Origin of the sequence: Mycolicibacter hiberniae (assembly GCF_010729485.1) — a bacterium.
In the GTDB taxonomy this organism is placed as follows: Bacteria; Actinomycetota; Actinomycetes; order Mycobacteriales; family Mycobacteriaceae; genus Mycobacterium; species Mycobacterium hiberniae.
Map to the genome: position 1 here is coordinate 445,655 of NZ_AP022609.1, position 16,277 is coordinate 461,931.

The 16,277-nt window shown below is 70.0% G+C and carries 16 protein-coding genes; 6 read left to right on the plus strand and 10 right to left on the minus strand.

What is annotated here, in order from left to right; genetic code table 11:
• Window positions 1-46: 46 nt before the first annotated feature.
• From G6N14_RS02130 to G6N14_RS02160, 7 genes are all read right to left on the minus strand, one after another.
• A complete protein-coding gene (locus G6N14_RS02130; RefSeq protein WP_085135584.1) occupies window positions 47-646 on the minus strand; it encodes a DUF1707 SHOCT-like domain-containing protein in 600 nt (199 codons plus the stop codon).
• A 56-nt stretch (window positions 647-702) separates the two neighbouring features.
• The gene (locus G6N14_RS02135) at window positions 703-1,491 is read right to left on the minus strand and encodes an enoyl-CoA hydratase family protein (RefSeq protein WP_085135583.1); all 789 of its coding nucleotides are present in this window, start codon (window positions 1,489-1,491) and stop codon (window positions 703-705) included.
• Window positions 1,491-2,657, minus strand: coding sequence for an acyl-CoA dehydrogenase family protein (locus G6N14_RS02140; RefSeq protein WP_085135582.1), 1,167 nt, complete (start codon window positions 2,655-2,657; stop codon window positions 1,491-1,493). Before G6N14_RS02140 ends, G6N14_RS02135 begins: the two co-directional genes overlap by 1 nt.
• On the minus strand, window positions 2,654-4,648 hold the full coding sequence (locus tag G6N14_RS02145; protein ID WP_085135581.1) for an ATP-binding protein: 1,995 nt from the start codon (window positions 4,646-4,648) through the stop codon (window positions 2,654-2,656). The genes G6N14_RS02140 and G6N14_RS02145 overlap by 4 nt, the downstream gene beginning before the upstream one ends.
• A 7-nt stretch (window positions 4,649-4,655) precedes the next feature.
• On the minus strand, window positions 4,656-6,251 hold the full coding sequence (locus tag G6N14_RS02150) for an acyl-CoA carboxylase subunit beta (protein WP_085135580.1): 1,596 nt from the start codon (window positions 6,249-6,251) through the stop codon (window positions 4,656-4,658).
• Between the two features lie 70 nt (window positions 6,252-6,321).
• Complete coding sequence (locus tag G6N14_RS02155) at window positions 6,322-7,470, minus strand: acyl-CoA dehydrogenase family protein (RefSeq protein ID WP_085135579.1); 1,149 nt, start codon at window positions 7,468-7,470, stop codon at window positions 6,322-6,324.
• Between the two features lie 11 nt (window positions 7,471-7,481).
• Complete coding sequence (locus tag G6N14_RS02160) at window positions 7,482-9,194, minus strand: acyclic terpene utilization AtuA family protein (protein WP_085135578.1); 1,713 nt, start codon at window positions 9,192-9,194, stop codon at window positions 7,482-7,484.
• A 238-nt stretch (window positions 9,195-9,432) separates the two neighbouring features.
• Here G6N14_RS02160 and rpmF point away from each other — a divergent pair, with 238 nt between their 5' ends.
• From rpmF to G6N14_RS02190, 6 genes are all read left to right on the plus strand, one after another.
• The gene (gene rpmF, locus G6N14_RS02165) at window positions 9,433-9,606 is read left to right on the plus strand and encodes a 50S ribosomal protein L32 (protein WP_046320862.1); all 174 of its coding nucleotides are present in this window, start codon (window positions 9,433-9,435) and stop codon (window positions 9,604-9,606) included.
• 64 nt (window positions 9,607-9,670) lie between these two features.
• On the plus strand, window positions 9,671-10,363 hold the full coding sequence (locus tag G6N14_RS02170; protein WP_085129064.1) for a response regulator transcription factor: 693 nt from the start codon (window positions 9,671-9,673) through the stop codon (window positions 10,361-10,363).
• Window positions 10,363-11,814 (plus strand): HAMP domain-containing sensor histidine kinase, encoded by a 1,452-nt coding sequence (locus G6N14_RS02175; RefSeq protein WP_085135577.1) that lies wholly within the window; start codon window positions 10,363-10,365, stop codon window positions 11,812-11,814. The genes G6N14_RS02170 and G6N14_RS02175 overlap by 1 nt, the downstream gene beginning before the upstream one ends.
• A gap of 57 nt (window positions 11,815-11,871) precedes the next feature.
• The gene (locus G6N14_RS02180) at window positions 11,872-13,233 is read left to right on the plus strand and encodes a S1C family serine protease (RefSeq protein WP_085135576.1); all 1,362 of its coding nucleotides are present in this window, start codon (window positions 11,872-11,874) and stop codon (window positions 13,231-13,233) included.
• A 46-nt stretch (window positions 13,234-13,279) separates the two neighbouring features.
• Entirely contained in the window at window positions 13,280-13,774 is a 495-nt protein-coding gene (locus tag G6N14_RS02185; RefSeq protein WP_085135575.1) for a MogA/MoaB family molybdenum cofactor biosynthesis protein, read from the plus strand.
• 226 nt (window positions 13,775-14,000) lie between these two features.
• Window positions 14,001-14,441, plus strand: coding sequence for a large conductance mechanosensitive channel protein MscL (locus G6N14_RS02190; RefSeq protein ID WP_085135574.1), 441 nt, complete (start codon window positions 14,001-14,003; stop codon window positions 14,439-14,441).
• 5 nt (window positions 14,442-14,446) lie between these two features.
• Here the strand turns inward: G6N14_RS02190 and G6N14_RS02195 are convergent, their stop codons facing one another.
• The 3 genes from G6N14_RS02195 to G6N14_RS02205 form a co-directional block, all read right to left on the minus strand.
• Window positions 14,447-15,094 (minus strand): SAF domain-containing protein, encoded by a 648-nt coding sequence (locus G6N14_RS02195; RefSeq protein ID WP_085135573.1) that lies wholly within the window; start codon window positions 15,092-15,094, stop codon window positions 14,447-14,449.
• Between the two features lie 72 nt (window positions 15,095-15,166).
• Window positions 15,167-15,520 (minus strand): FmdB family zinc ribbon protein, encoded by a 354-nt coding sequence (locus G6N14_RS02200; protein ID WP_085135572.1) that lies wholly within the window; start codon window positions 15,518-15,520, stop codon window positions 15,167-15,169.
• A 74-nt stretch (window positions 15,521-15,594) separates the two neighbouring features.
• Complete coding sequence (locus G6N14_RS02205; protein WP_179960860.1) at window positions 15,595-16,194, minus strand: 5-formyltetrahydrofolate cyclo-ligase; 600 nt, start codon at window positions 16,192-16,194, stop codon at window positions 15,595-15,597.
• Window positions 16,195-16,277 lie beyond the last annotated feature (83 nt).

Sequence of the window (16,277 nt, forward strand, 5' to 3'; positions counted from 1 at the left end):
GTATGCCCGCGCCGGCGGCGGGGCCCTCGGCGGCAGCGCTTGGCTGTCAGCCGCGCGGCTTGCGGTTCTTGCGCCGGATACCGACGCCGCCCCACAGGGAGAATCCGCGAACCTTGACCCGCGGGGCGCCGGGGCTGCCGGTGCCCTCGACGCGCTGGTCGAAACCGCCCATCACCCCGTACCCCTGGATGTCGACGTTGACCTCGGGCGGCAGCAGGATGGTCTGCCCGCCCATGATGGAGTAGGCGTTGATCTCGACTTCCGGCGAGGTGAAATCGGCGTAGCGCAGGTCGATGACCCCGCCGCCCCACAGTGAGAAGGTGGTCAGCCGCTTGGGCACGTTCCACCGGCCCCGCCGCTCGAAGGAACTCAAGATCCCCAGCAGCAGCGTGGAGGGAGCGGGTTTGCAGTCGCCGCCGCGGTGCGGGCACACCGAGGAGCCCGGCAGGTCGGCACGCAGGCCGTCGAGCTCGTCGTAGGTCTGCGCCGCGTACGCCTTGGCGAGCCGGGCCTCGTATTCGCTCATCGGAAGTTGGCCCTGCGCGACGGCCTCGCCGAGCACCTGCGCCAGCTGGATCCGGTCGGTGTCAGCGGCGCGCGACGGGGTGCCGTCGGTGTCGTCGCCGCGCCGGGTTGAATTTTTCATCGCCTATAAAGCCTACGACGAACCGCATCGGCCGCAAGCGGGGTCGGTCAAACCGGCTAGCCGACCCAGCGGGGCGGGCGCTTCTGCAGAAACGCCAGCATCCCCTCCTGCGCCTCGTCGGAGACGAACATCCGCGCCGAGGCCACGCTCAGCGGCTCCGCATCCCGGTCGAAACCGGCCAGCACCGCCGCGGTGGTCAGCGCCTTGGACGCCGCCAGCCCCTGCGGGGACCCGAGCCGCAGGTTGGCGACCAGGTCCGCCACGGCGGCATCCACCCCGTCCGGGTCGTCCACGGCCACGGTGATCAGCCCGATCGCCGCGGCTTCGGCGGCGTCGAACTTCTCGCCGGTCAGGTAGTAGCGGGCCGCCGCCCGGGGCGCCAGCTTGGGCAGCAGGGTCAGCGAGATGATCGACGGCGCCACCCCGATCCGGGCCTCAGTCAGGGCGAACGTGCTGGCCGGACCGGCGACGGCGAGGTCGCAGGCACCGACGAGGCCCATGCCGCCGGCCCGCACGTGCCCGTTCACCGCCGCGATCACCGGCCGCGGAGACTCGACGATCGCGCGCAGCAGCGCCGCCAGTTCACGGGCCCGGTCCGCAGCCAGATCGGCGGGGTCATCACCGGCGGCCTCGCTCAGATCCGCGCCGGCACAGAAGGTGTTACCGGTGTGGCCCAGCACCACCACCCGCACGTTCGGGTCCGCCGCAGCGTCGCGCAGCCCGGCGTGCAGCTGGGCTACCAACGTCGATGACAGTGCGTTGCGGTTGTGCGGCGAGTCCAGGGTCAGGCGGGCCGACCCGTCGCCGGTGTCTTCCGGCCCCGCGTAGGTGACCAGCGTGTCCATCAGTACGACCGGGGCAGGCCCAGCGACGTCTGCGCGACGAAGTTGAGGATCATCTCCCGGCTCACGGGCGCGATGCGGGCCAGCCGGGACGCGGTGACCGCCGCGGCGATGCCGTACTCCTTGGTCAGGCCGTTGCCGCCCAGGGACTGCACGGCCTGGTCGACCGCCCGCGTCGACGCCTCGCCGGCGGCGTACTTGGCCATGTTGGCCGCCTCCGCGGCGCCGAAGTCGTCGCCGGCGTCATACAGCGTCGCCGCCTTCTGCATCATCAGCTTCGCCAGCTGGATTTCGATGTGGTTCGCCGCCAGCGGATGCGACAGGCCCTGGTGCGCCCCGATCGGGGTCTTCCAGACCTGCCGGGTGGTGACGTAGTCGACGGCCTTGCCGATCGCGAAGCGGCCCATGCCGACCGCGCTGGCCGCGCCCATGATGCGCTCCGGGTTCAGGCCGGCGAACAGCTGCGCGATGGCGGCGTCCTCCGAGCCCACCAGCGCGTCGGCCGGCAGCCGGACGTCATCGAGGAACACCTGGAACTGGCGCTCCGGGCTGACCAGCTCCATCTCGATGGGGGTGTAGGTCAGGCCGGGGGCGTCGGTGGGCACCACGAACAGCGCGGGCCGCAGGTTGCCGGTCTTGGCGTCTTCGCTGCGTCCGACCACCAGCACCGCCTGGGCCTGGTCCACGCCGGAGATGAAGGTCTTCTGGCCTTTGAGGATCCAGTCGGAGCCGTCGCGGCGCGCCGTGGTGGTGATCTTGTGCGAGTTGGATCCGGCATCCGGCTCGGTGATGGCGAACGCCATGGTCAGCGAACCGTCGGCGATGCCGGGGATCCAGCGCTGCTTCTGCTCGTCGGTGCCGAACTTGGAGATGATGGTGCCGTTGATGGCCGGGGAGACGACCATCATCAGCAGTGCGCAGCCGTTCGCCGACATCTCCTCCATGACCAGCGCCAGCTCGTACATTCCGGCGCCGCCGCCGCCGTACTCCTCGGGAAGGTTCACCCCGATGAAGCCGAGCTTGGCCGCCTCGCTCCACAGTTCGTCGGTGTGCTGGCCGGCGCGGGCCTTCTCCAGGTAGTACTCCTGGCCGTAGTTGCGGGCCATCGCGGCGACCGCCTCGCGCAGCGCGCGCCGTTCGTCGCTCTCGATGAAGCTGGTGTCGCTCATGGGGCATCTCCTTCTGCTGATGTTTCGAGACGTGTTTCCGGCGCTTCGACACGGGCCAGCACGGCGCCGACCTCCACCTGGTCGCCGGGTTGGACGTTGAGGTGCGTGAGCACACCGCCGGCGGGTGCGCTGATGGTGTGTTCCATCTTCATCGCCTCCAGCCAGATCAGCGGCTGTCCGGCGGTCACCTCGTCTCCGGCGGCGGCGCCCAGCCGGATCACACTGCCGGGCATGGGCGCCAGCAGTGATCCCTGGGCGATCGCCGACTCGGGATCGGGGAAACGGGGCAGCGCCACCAGGTGCACCGCCCCGGCCGGGGAGTCGACGTAGATGTCCGAGCCGTACCGGGCGACGGCGAAGGTGCGGGCGACCCCGGCCGGATCGGCCAGAACCACCTCGTCCGGGGTGGCCGACACCACGGTGAGGCCGTCGTCGACGATCACCCCGGTACGGGTGAAGCGGTATTCGATCCGGTGTTCGGTGCCGGAGTCGTCGGCGTAGCCCTTGGACTGGAATGCCGACGCCAGGTTGCGCCAACCGCTGGGCAGGGAGCCGAACGCCTCGGCGGTGGCTCGATTGTGGGCCGCGTCGGCCAGGGCCGCGGCGATCGCGCTGGCGCACACCGTCGCGGCGTCGGCCAGCGGCGCGGACAACTCCGTCAGCCCGTGGGTGTCGAAGAACGCGGTATCGGTGGCGCCGTCGAGGAAGGCCGGATGGCGCAACACGTTGACCAGCAGGTCCCGGTTGGTGCGCAGGCCGTGCAGGCGGGTGCGCGCCAGTGACCCGGCGAGCACCGCCGCCGCCTGACGGCGCGTCGGGGCGTAGCTGATCACCTTGGCCAGCATCGGGTCGTAGTGAATGGAGACCGTCGAGCCGTCGACGATGCCGGAGTCCAGCCGTACACCGGTCCGCCGGGACAACGACTCGAACTGTGTGCCAACCCCGGCGACCTCCAGGGCGTGCACCGTCCCGGCCTGCGGCTGCCAGCCGTGCGCGGGGTCCTCGGCATACAGGCGCGCCTCGATGGAGTGTCCCTGTGCGGGCGGCGGCGCGGGGTCGAGCCGGGCCCCGTCGGCCACCGCGATCTGCAGCTCGACGAGGTCGACGCCGGTGGTCTCCTCGGTGACCGGATGTTCCACCTGCAGCCGGGTGTTCATCTCCAGGAAGTAGAACTCGCCGTGCTCATCGGCCAGGAACTCAACGGTGCCGGCGCCGGTGTAGCCGATTGCGCTCGCGGCCAGCCGGGCGGCCTCGAACAGCCTGGTGCGCATCCCGGGGGTGCGCTCCACCAACGGCGACGGCGCCTCCTCGATGACCTTCTGGTGGCGGCGCTGAATCGAGCATTCCCGCTCGCCCACCGCCCACACCGTGCCGTACGAGTCGGCCATCACCTGGACCTCGATGTGATGCCCGGTCGGCAGATAGCGTTCGCAGAACACCGTCGGGTCGCCGAACGCCGAGGCGGCTTCCCGCTGGGCGGCGGCCACTTCGGCGGCGAGCGTCGACAAGTCGCCGACCACCCGCATGCCGCGGCCGCCGCCGCCCGCCGAGGCTTTCACCAGCACGGGCAGTTGCGCCGCGGTGACCGTGGCGGGGTCGAGCTCTTCGAGAACCGGCACGCCGGCGGCGGCCATCATCTTCTTCGCCTCGATCTTGGAGCCCATCGAGGTGACCGCGGCCACCGGCGGCCCGATCCAGGTCAGCCCGGCCGTTTCCACCGCCGCGGCGAACTCGGCGTTCTCCGAGAGGAATCCGTAGCCGGGATGGATGGCGTCGGCGCCCGAGGCCCGGGCGGCGCCGATGATCGCCTCGGCGGACAGGTAGCTGGTGGTCTCCGGCAGGCGCACCCGGGCGTCGGCTTCGGCCACGTGCGGCATGCCCGCGTCCGGTTCGGTGTAGACCGCGACCGTGCCCAGGCCCAGCCGGCGGCACGTGGCGAACACCCGGCGGGCGATCTCGCCGCGATTGGCCACCAGAACAGTGCTGATCATGGAGTCCTCACATCCGGAAGACGCCGAAGTTCGACGTCCCCTCGACCGGGCCATTGGCGATGGCGGACAAACACATTCCCAGAACGGTCCGAGTGTCGCGGGGGTCGATCACCCCGTCGTCGTAGAGCCGTCCGGACAGGAATGTCGGCAGCGACTCGGCCTCGATCTGTGCTTCGATCGCGGCGCGCAACGCGGCGTCGGCGGCCTCGTCCACCTGCTGGCCGCGGGCCTCGGCGGCGGCGCGGCTGACGATCGAGATGACGCCGGCAAGCTGCGTCCCGCCCATCACCGCGGCCTTTGCGCTCGGCCAGGCGAACAGGAAGCGCGGATCGTAGGCCCGCCCACACATGCCGTAGTGCCCGGCGCCGTAGGAAGCACCGATCAGCAGCGAGATGTGCGGCACCGTCGAGTTGGACACGGCGTTGATCATCATCGAGCCGTGCTTGATCATGCCGCCCTCTTCGTAGGCCTTGCCGACCATGTACCCGGTGGTGTTGTGCAAGAACAGCAGTGGCGTATTCGAGCGGTTGGCCAACTGGATGAACTGGGTGGCCTTCTGGGCCTCCTCGCTGAACAGCACGCCGCGGGCGTTGGCCAGAATGCCCACCGGGTAGCCGTGCAGGCGGGCCCAGCCGGTGACCAGCGACGAACCGTAGAGTTCCTTGAACTCGTCGAAGTCCGAGTCGTCGACGATCCGGGCGATCACTTCGCGCGGATCGAAGGGGATGCGCAGATCGGCGGGCACGATGCCGATCAATTCCTCGGCGGTGTAGCGGGGTTCGAGCACCGCGGCCGGCTTCGGCCCCTTTTTGGCCCAGTTCAGCCGCGCCACGATCCGCCGGCCGATCCGCAGCGCGTCGAGCTCATCGTTGGCGAGGTAGTCGCCCAGGCCCGAGGTGCGCGAATGCATCTCGGCGCCACCGAGCGACTCGTCGTCGGACTCCTCGCCGGTGGCCATCTTCACCAGCGGGGGACCGGCGAGGAACACCTTCGAGCGTTGCCGGATCATCACCACGTGGTCGGACATGCCCGGCACGTAGGCGCCGCCGGCGGTCGAGTTGCCGAATACCAGCGCGATGGTCGGGATGCCGGCCGCCGAGAGGCGGGTCAGGTCGCGGAACATCTGCCCGCCGGGGATGAACACTTCCTTCTGCGTCGGCAGATCGGCTCCGCCGGATTCCACCAGCGAGATCAGCGGGAGCCGGTTCTCCAGGGCGATCTGGTTGGCCCGCAGGATTTTTCGCAGAGTCCATGGGTTAGACGTGCCGCCTTTGACCGTCGCGTCGTTGGAGACGATCATGCACTCGACGCCGCTGACCGCGCCGATCCCGATCACCACACTGGCGCCGACCTGGAACTCGCTGCCCCAGGCTGCCAGCGGACACAGTTCCAGGAAGGGCGAGTCGGGGTCCACCAGCGCCTCGATGCGCTCGCGCGCGGTGAGCTTGCCGCGGGCGTGGTGGCGCTCGACGTATTTGGGGCCGCCCCCGGCCAGTGCTTTGGCCAGTTCGGCATCGAGCTCGGCGAGCTTGTCGGTCAGTGCCGAGGCGGCCTCGGCGTAGGCGGGTGAGGCCGGATCGAGCGTGGAGGTCAGAACCGTCATAGCCGGGCCCGACGTAGGACGCCCGGCCGCGCGCGGTGGTGCGCGGCGAGGCGGTGCGCAGCAGCGGTGATCATGCCTGATATCCAAGCGTCTTGGCTGCCAGCGAGGTCAGGATCTCGGTGGTTCCGCCACCGATTCCGATGATCCGCATGTCGCGGTACTGGCGCTCGACCTCGGATTCGGCCATGTAGCCCATCCCGCCGAACAGCTGCACCGCCTGGTGAGCAACCCACTCACCGGCCTCTACCGCGGTGTTCTTGGCGAAGCACACCTCGGCGATCAGGTTGTAGTCCCCGGCCAGCTGGCGCTCGACCACGTGGCGGGTGTAGACCCGGGCCACATCGATTCGGCGGGCCATCTCGGCCAGGGTGTTCTGCACGGCCTGCCGTGAGATCAGCGGCCGGCCGAACGTCTCCCGGTCGCGGCACCAGGCCACGGTCAGGTCCAGGCAGCGCTGTGCGCTGGCATACGCCTGTGCGGCCAGCGCCACCCGCTCGGAGACGAAGGCGCCGGCGATCTGGATGAATCCGGTGTTCTCGACACCGACCAGGTTCGCCGTCGGCACCTGGGCGTCGACGTAGGACAGCTCGGCGGTGTCCGAGGAGCGCCAGCCCATCTTGTCCAGTTTGCGCGACACCTCGAACCCGGGGGTGCCTCGCTCGACCACCAGCAGCGAGACCCCGCCCGCTCCCGGTCCGCCGGTACGCACTGCGGTGACGACGTAGTCGGCGCGCACCGCGGAGGTGATGAAGGTTTTGGCGCCGTTGACCACGTAGTGATCGCCCTCCCGCCGCGCCGTGGTGCGCAGGTGCCCGACGTCCGAACCGCCGCCGGGTTCGGTGATGGCCAGCGAACCGATCTTCTCGCCGGCCAGCGTCGGGCGGACGTACTCCTCGATCAGCCGGGCATCGCCCGAGGCGATCATGTGCGGCACCGCGATACCGCAGGTGAACAGGGAGGCGAACACGCCGCCGGGGGCTCCGGCCTGGTGCATCTCCTCGCACACGGTCAGCGCGTCGGCGCTGTCGCCGCCGCTGCCACCGACTTCTTCGGGAAAGCCCGCACCCAGCAGGCCGATGTCGGCGGCCTTGCGGTGCAGTTCGCGGGGCAGGTCGCCGGTGCGTTCCCACTCCTCGACGTTGGGCAGGATCTCCCGGTCGACGAATCCGCGCACGGTGTCGCGCAGCGCCTGGCGCTCGGGGGTGGTCCAGATACTCATAATTTCCCTTCTCAGAGCAGCTGCTCGGGTATCTCCACATGCCGGCTGCGCAACCATTCGCCCAGCCCCTTGGCCTGCGGGTCGAATCGGGCCTGGTAGGCCACTCCTTGCCCCAGGATGCCGTCGATCACGAAGTTCACCGCCCGCAGCTTGGGCAACAGGTGGCGGCTGACCGGTAGCGCCGCGGTCTCCGGCAGCAGTTCGCGCAGTTTCTCCACGGTCATGATGTGGGCCAGCCAGCGCCACTGCTCCTCGGTGCGCACCCAGAGTCCCACGTTGGCCGAGCCGCCCTTGTCGCCGCTGCGGGCGCCGGCGACCGAGCCCAGGGGAGCGCGCCGGCTCGGGCCGGCCGGCAGCGGCTCGGGCAGCTCCGGTTCGGCGACCGGGGCCAGCTCGCGCGTCTCTTCGCCGCTTTGCGAGGCGGCCGGGATGTCGACGCGGGTGCCGTCAGCGTGCACGGCGACGTGCGGCACCTGCGCGGCGTCGACATAGCCGGGCGTGAACACCCCGTACACCTGCCCGTCGCCGGGCGGGGCGGTGGCGCAGAACCCGGGGTAGCTGGCCAGGGCCAGCTCCACCCCGGCCGCCGAGAACGCACGGCCCACCTTGGCGGGGTCGGGATCGCGCACCACACAGTGCAGCAGGGCGCTGGCGGTCTCCTCGGTGTCGGCATCGGGATGGTCGGTGCGCGACAACGTCCACTCCAGCTCGGCCGGCCGGACGGTCAGGGCCGCCTCCAGCTGGGTGCGCACCAGCTCGGCTTTGGCCTCGATGTCCAGGCCGGTCAGCACGAAGGTGGTGGAGTTGCGGAACCCGCCGATCGAGTTCAGCGACACCTTGTAGGTCGGTGGCGGCGCTTCGCCGGTCACGCCGGAGATGCGCACCCGGTCCGGACCGTCGGCGGCCAGCTGGACGGAGTCCATGCGCACCGTGACGTCGGGATTGGCGTAGCGGGCACCGGTCACTTCGTAGAGCAGTTGCGCGGTCACGGTGTCGACGCTGACCAGCCCGCCGGTGCCGGGATGCTTGGTGATCACCGACGACCCGTCGGGGTGGATCTCGGCGAGCGGGAACCCCGGGTGCAGCATCTGGGCGGTGGGGATCTCGGTGAAGAAGGCGTAGTTTCCGCCGGCGGCCTGCACGCCGCACTCGATGACGTGGCCGGCCACCACGGCCCCGGCCAGCCGGTCGTAGTCCGTGCGGCTCCACCCGAAGTGGGCGGCGGCGGGTCCGACGATCACCGACGCGTCGGTGACGCGGCCGGTGATCACCACATCGGCGCCGCCGGCCAGGCACTCGGCGATACCCCAGGCCCCCAGGTAGGCGTTCGCCGTCAGCGGAGCGCCCAACCCCAGTTCCGCGGCGCGGTCCAGCAGGTCGTCGCCTTCGACATGGGCCACCCGGGCGGGGACGCCCAGCCGCTGGGCCAGTTCGCGCACGGCGTCGGCCAGGCCGGCCGGGTTGAGCCCGCCGGCGTTGGTCACGATGCGGACGCCCCGATCGTGGGCGAGTCCCAGGCATTGTTCGAGCTGGGTCAAGAACGTCTTGGCGTAGCCGCGCTGCGGGTTCTTCATCCGGTCGCGGCCCAGGATCAGCATGGTGAGTTCGGCCAGGTAGTCGCCGGTGAGGTAGTCCAGTTCGCCGCCGGTGAGCATCTCGTGCATGGCGGCATGGCGGTCGCCGTAGAACCCCGAGCAGTTACCGATGCGAACGGCTGCTGTCATCCCCAAATCCCATCCCTCAACCAACCGGTAGGTTAGCCGGTACCGGCGGTGTCGCGTCAAGGTGCGCCGCTCGCGCTACGCAGCTGCGGCTCTCCTTATGTCGCGCGTCGCTGAACCGCGGGGCCGATGCCGCGGGGCTTCGCTATTTTGGAGCCGACGCTGGTCACCGGCTATCCTTTGCGATAGTCCCGCCGCTGGAATCGAGCGGCACTATGCCAACAACAGGAGAGGCTCGACCATGGCCGTGCCGAAACGCAGGATGTCGCGTGCGAACACTCGCAGTCGCCGCGCGCAGTGGAAGGCTGAGGCAACCGGCCTGGTCACCGTGTCCGTCGCCGGACGCGCCCACAAGGTGCCGCGCCGTCTGCTCAAAGCCGCACGTCTGGGTCTCATCGATCTCGATCGCCGCTAATTAGGATCCGACACGACCGGCGTCTGGCCCCCCAGATCGCCACTCGGATGATTGGATAGCACCCATGGCTACCCGGGTATTGGTTGTTGATGACGACCGCGCTGTGCGCGAGTCGTTACGCAGGTCGTTGTCGTTCAATGGTTACTCCGTCTCGTTGGCCACTGATGGGGTCGAGGCGCTCGAGGCCATCACCAACGACCGTCCGGACGCGATGATCCTGGACGTCATGATGCCGCGGCTGGACGGCCTGGAGGTCTGCCGTCAGCTGCGGAGCACCGGTGACGACCTGCCGATCCTGGTCCTGACGGCCCGCGACTCGGTCTCCGAGCGTGTCGCCGGCCTGGATGCCGGCGCCGACGACTACCTGCCCAAGCCGTTCGCGCTGGAGGAACTGCTGGCGCGGATGCGGGCGCTGCTGCGCCGCACCACCGCCGAGGAGCTCAGCGAATCCGTGGCGATGTCCTTCGAGGACCTCACGTTGGACCCGGTGACCCGCGAAGTCACCCGGGGGGACCGCCAGATCAGCCTCACCCGCACCGAGTTCGCCCTGCTGGAGATGCTCATCGCCAATCCGCGCCGGGTTCTCACCCGCAGCCGGATTCTCGAGGAGGTCTGGGGCTTCGACTTCCCCACCTCGGGCAACGCGCTGGAGGTCTACATCGGGTACCTGCGTCGTAAGACCGAAGCCGAAGGGGAGCCGCGGCTGATCTACACCGTGCGCGGGGTGGGTTACGTGCTTCGCGAGACGCCCCCCTGATGCAGTCGTTCCGCCGTCGGCAGGGTGAAGAGGCGAAGCAGACCTCCCTCTCGCTGCGCTGGCGGGTAATGCTGCTGGCGATGTCGATGGTGGCATTGGTGGTGGTCCTGATGGCCGTCGCCGTCTACGCCGTGATTTCGGCTGCGCTCTACAACGACATCGACAATCAGCTGCAGAGCCGGGCCGAGATGCTGATCGCCAGTGGCTCGCTGGCCGCCGATCCCCGCAAGGCGATCGAGGGCACCGCCTATTCCGACGTCAACGCCATGCTGGTCAATCCGGGCCGCTCGATCTACACCGCGAATCAGCCCGGCCAGCGGCTGCCGGTGGGCCAGCAGGAGAAGGCCGTCATCCGCGGCGAGCTGTTCCTCTCGCGCCGCACCGCGTCCGGCCAGCGGGTGCTGGCCGTGCACCTGCCCAACGGCAGCACGTTGTTGATCTCCAAGAGCCTGGCGCCCACCCAGGCGGTGACGATGAAGCTGCGATGGGTGCTGCTGGTGGTCGGCGGCGTGGGCGTCGTGGTGGCCGCGGTGGCCGGCGGCATGGTCACCCGCGCCGGGCTGCGGCCGGTGGGCCGGCTGACCGAGGCGGCCGAACGCGTGGCGCGCACCGACGACCTGCGACCGATACCGGTGTATGGCAGTGACGAGCTGGCCCGCCTCACCGAGGCGTTCAACGCGATGCTGCGGGCGCTGGCGGAGTCGCGGGAGCGGCAGGCCCGCCTGGTCGCCGATGCCGGCCATGAGCTCAAGACCCCGCTGACGTCGCTGCGCACCAACGTCGAGCTGTTGATGGCCTCGGCGGCGCCGGGCGCCCCGCAGCTGCCCGAAGAGGAGATGGCCGAACTGCGTGCCGACGCAATCGGGCAGATCGAGGAATTGTCCACGCTGGTAGGCGATCTGGTGGATCTCACCCGCGACGATCAGCGCGAGGTCGCCTACGAACAGGTCGACATCACCGAGGTCGTCGACCGCAGCATGGAGCGGGTCCGTCGGCGCCGCAACGACATCGAGTTCGATATCCAGGTGGTGCCCTGGTACGTCTACGGCGACGCCGCGGGTCTGTCCCGCGCGGTGCTCAACCTGCTCGACAACGCGGCCAAGTGGAGTCCGTCGGGCGGGGTCGTCGGATTGCGGATGCGTCAGCTCGACCCCACGCACGTGGAGATGGTCGTCTCGGACCAGGGGCCGGGTATTCCGGAGAGCCAGCGGGAGTTGGTGTTCGAGCGCTTCTACCGGTCGGACTCCGCGCGGGCCATGCCCGGATCCGGGCTGGGGTTGGCGATCGTCAAGCAGGTGGTGCTCAAACACGGCGGGGCGATCACCGTCGGTGAGACCGTCCCCGGGGGCAAACCGCCCGGCACGTCGTTTCGGATGGTGCTGCCCGGCGGTCCCACCTCCGCGCGACCTGCTTCGGCCGCAGCCGTCACAGGCGCTTCTCAGTCCACGTAGGCATGGTGGTGAGGCAACGTCGCTGCCGCCTCGCGTCACTAGGAGTAGACAACAAACATGACGAATTACCCCGGGTACCTCCCGCCGCCTGCGCAACCGGAACGGCCCCACCCGGCCGGTTCCACCGGTGCGGACCAACGCGGGCAGACCGGTTATCCGGGCGGGCCCGTTCCGGGCTCGTACCCGCCGCCCTACGACTGGCGGTACGTCCAGCATCAGGGCAGGCCTTCGGGCTATCGCACCGCTTATGACGCCCCCTACGGCGGGGGTCCGCGCCCGGGCGGTGCGGCGCCGAAGCGGTCCCGCACGGGCGGGCTGGTGCTGGGAGCGGTCGGTATCGCGGTGATGTCCGGCGTCATGGGCGGTGTGGTCGGTTCGGCGCTGAACTCCGATCAGCGGCCGCTCGCCGCTGGAGGTCACATTCCCGGCATTCAGAACCCGGGCGTGCCGGCTGCGGTGAATCTGCCGGACGGTTCGGTGGAGAAAGTCGCGGCGAAGGTGGTGCCCAGCGTCGTCATGCTGGAGACCGACCTGGGACGCCAGTCCGAGGAGGGATCGGGCATCGTCCTGTCGGCCGACGGCATGATCCTGACCAACCACCACGTGGTGGCCGCCGCTGCCGCCAAACCCGACGCGGCCGGCAAGCCGGGGCCGAAGACCACGGTGACGTTCTCCGACGGACGCACCGCCCCGTTCACGGTGGTGGGCACCGATCCGGCCAGCGACATCGCCGTGGTGCGCGTCCAGGGTGTCTCGGGGCTGACCCCGATCACGATCGGTTCCTCGGCTGATTTGCGGGTGGGCCAGCACGTCGTGGCGGTCGGCTCGCCGCTCGGGCTGGAAGGCACCGTGACCACCGGCATCGTCAGCGCTCTCAACCGGCCGGTCTCCACCACGGGGGAGGCGGGCAACCAGAACACCGTCCTGGACGCCATCCAGACCGACGCCGCGATCAACCCGGGCAACTCCGGTGGCGCGCTGGTCAACATGAACGGCGATCTGGTGGGCGTCAACTCCGCGATCGCCACCATGGGCGGCGATTCCGGCGAAGCCCAGGGCGGATCGATCGGCCTCGGCTTTGCCATCCCGGTAGACCAGGCCAAGCGGATCGCCGACGAACTCATCAACTCGCCGGACCACACGGCATCGCACGCCTCCCTGGGGGTGCGCGTCACCAGCGAGCGCAGCCTGCACGGCGCCAAGGTGGTGGAGGTGGTGCCCGGCGAGGCGGCCGCCAAGGCCGGTCTGCCCGAGGGCGCGACGGTGACGGCGTTCGACAAGCGCCCCATCGGCAGCGCCGACGCGCTGGTTGCTGCGGTGCGTTCCAAGGCGCCCGGCGACCAGGTGACGCTGACCTATCTGGACCCCTCCGGAGCGACCAAAACCACGCAGGTCACCCTGGGCAAAGCACAGCAGTGACGGGTTGGTGACCCGGACGACGCGTTCCGGATATACGGTTGCATCCATGGAGCAAGCCCGAGAACTCGCAGGCCGCGCCCTCGTCGTCGTGGTGGACGACCGTACCGCCCACGGCGATCAGGACCACAGTGGCCCGTTGGTCAGCGAATTGCTGGCCGAGGGCGGATTCATGGTGGACGGCGTGGTTGCCGTCGCCGCCGATGAGGTGGAGATCCGCAACGCGCTCAACACCGCGGTGATCGGCGGCGTCGACCTGGTCGTGTCGGTGGGCGGCACCGGGGTCACCCCGCGCGACGTCACCCCGGAGGCCACCCGCGAACTCCTCGACCGCGAGATCCTCGGCATCGCCGAGGCGCTGCGGGCCTCCGGCCTGTCGGCCGGGATCGCCGACGCCGGCCTCTCGCGGGGGCTGGCCGGGGTCTCCGGCAGCACCCTGGTGGTCAACCTGGCCGGGTCCCGGGCGGCTGTGCGTGACGGGATGGCCACGCTGAACCCGCTGGCCGCGACGATCATCGGCCAACTGTCCAGCCTGGAGATCTAATCGTGCCCGGACTGCAAGAGCATCAGTCGTCGTCGGACGAACGCGACCCGGACGACGCCCGCGAGGCGCAGGAGCGCGAGCGCTGGCTGCGGGACAACATCCCGCCACATCACGGTTGAGGTTCGACTTCGCGCAATCCCCCTACCGGTTCCGCAGCGGCTACTACGGTTCGCCGTAGGCGGCGTTTCGCCGCTCGGCAGTGCATCCGCAGGAAAGGGGAGTTCCGGTGCTCAAGGGGTTCAAGAATTTTTTGATGCGTGACGACGTGATCACCGTGGCCATTGGTCTGGTGGTCGCGCTGGCGTTTTCCAACCTGGTCAAGGCCTTCACCGACAGCGTGATCAATCCGCTGGTGTCGGCCACTCAACCCGACGCGGCCGGGCTGGGGCTGGGGTATCAGCTGGGGGCCGAAGGCAATGAGGCGACCTTCGTCGACTTCGGTGCGTTTCTCTCGGCGGTCATCTACTTCATCGTGTTCATGGCCACCGTCTACTTCGTTATCGTGCTGCCCTACAAGCACATTCAGAAGCGGCGCGGCAAGTCGGTGTTCGGCGACGACGACGACGCGGCGCCCACCAAAACCTGCCCGGAGTGCCGGTCGGAGATCGACGCCGACGCCAGAAAGTGCAAGTTCTGCGCCAGCCCGCAGCCGGCCGCGGCGGCGTGAGGAGTTCAGCGCAGGGTTAGCGTCACGGCCTGGCTCAGCGCGGCGCCGGCGACCGCGACGGCGGAGTGCGCCGGCAACGCCACCAGCACCACCCGGTCGTCGTGGTTCTGGCCGGAGACCAGCACCACGATGCCTCCGCCGGCCAGCACCCGGGCGGTGCCGGGTGAATCGGCGGCATTCTCGGGCGCGGCGGCCACAACGTCGACGATGTCGCCGGGGCGCAGCACGTCGATCAGCGCGGCGTCGGCGGGGTGCACACTCACGATGCGGGCGTCGGGACCGGCGGTGGCCTCGGTGAGCCGGCGGCTCAACAGCCGGACGTCGGTGAGTATCTCGCCGCGGCGGGCCGGGCCGGCCAGTGTCGCCTGCAGCACCGCCGCGATGTCCGTGGCGGCACCGTCGGGAACCGTGGGGGCCGGGCGGGTTTGCCGATGGACGTCGTCGACGGTCAGGGCGGCGCCCGGGGCGATGTCGCGGCGGGCCACCACGACGTCCACCAGGTCGTCCCGTGGGTCGGTCCGGAATGCGGCGATGCCGGCCAGCACGACCAAAGCGCCTGCGGTCACTCGGCGGGCGCGCACCGTCCGGGCCCAGTCCGGGCGCAGGGTCTGCGATAGTCGGCTGATCAGGGTGGGGTTGAGCGAGTCGCCCATGGCGTCACGCTAGGCCGGCAATCGGCCCCCGGGCCGTCGGCCGGGCGGGCGACTGTGGATAACGGGCTGGCGCTAGCTCGAGGCGGCTGCGGGCGCGGCCGCCGCGGTGGAACTGGACGTGGCGCTGCTGCTGCCGCTGGACTTGTCGGCCGATGCGCTACTGCCGCTGCCGGAACTGCCGCCGGAGTCGCTGGATGTCGAGGCGGCAGAGGCGCTGTTGCCGTTGCCGTTCGTCGACGACTTACCCGCTTCGCGGCTGTCGGTGCGATAGAAGCCGCTGCCCTTGAACACCACGCCGACTTTCCCGAAGATCTTGCGCAGCCGTCCGTTGCAGTCTTCGCAGTTGGTCAGGGCATCGTCGGTGAAGGCCTGGACCACGTCGAAGCGGTTGCTGCACTCGGTGCAGGCGTAGCTGTAGGTGGGCACGTAAACCTCCGTGGATCGAACAATCGCGTTAGCACTCTACCGCGCCAAGTGCTAGAACGCCTATGTGGCCTTTCTCATTCCTGGCCGCATGAGCGCGGTTGCAGCGGTACCAGGCCCAGGCCCGGTGTCAGCACATGAGTCATCGGCACGTCGTGGTCCTCGGCGGGCAGCTCCTCGACGAGTTCGGCGTCCCGCACGACCGCGACCAGCGGAGTCCGCGGATCGCGCCACGGCAGCGAGCGGTCGTAGAAGCCGCCGCCGCGGCCCAGTCGCGCGCCCCGGCGGTCGACGGCCACCGCCGGCACCACGATGAGGTCCGCCTGCGCCAGGGTGTCCGGGGCCAGCCACGGCTGCGGCGGCTCGAGCAGGCCGTAGCGGGCCGTGGTCAGCGCCTCCGGCCGGTAGTCGCCCCACCACAGCGGCAGCGGGCTGCCGTCTTCCCCGGTGCGCACCACCGGGAGCAGGACCCGCACTCCCCGGCCTGCCAAGCGGTCCACCATCTCGGCCGACCCCGGCTCGCTGCCCATCGGCAGATGGGCGCAGACGGTGCCGGCGGTGCCGGCCAGGCGCTCCAGATGGGCGGCCAACGCGGTGGCCTCGGCGTCGTGCACCTGGGGGGACACCGCGCGCCGCTCGGCGAGCAATCGCGCCCGCAACGCGGACTTGGCGGCCATTACCGCGTCGTCGGTCACGGCAAACAGACTGTCAGCTTCGGCTCGCCCACCGCCAGCCGAAGGGGTGAAGTCGACTGCGGTTA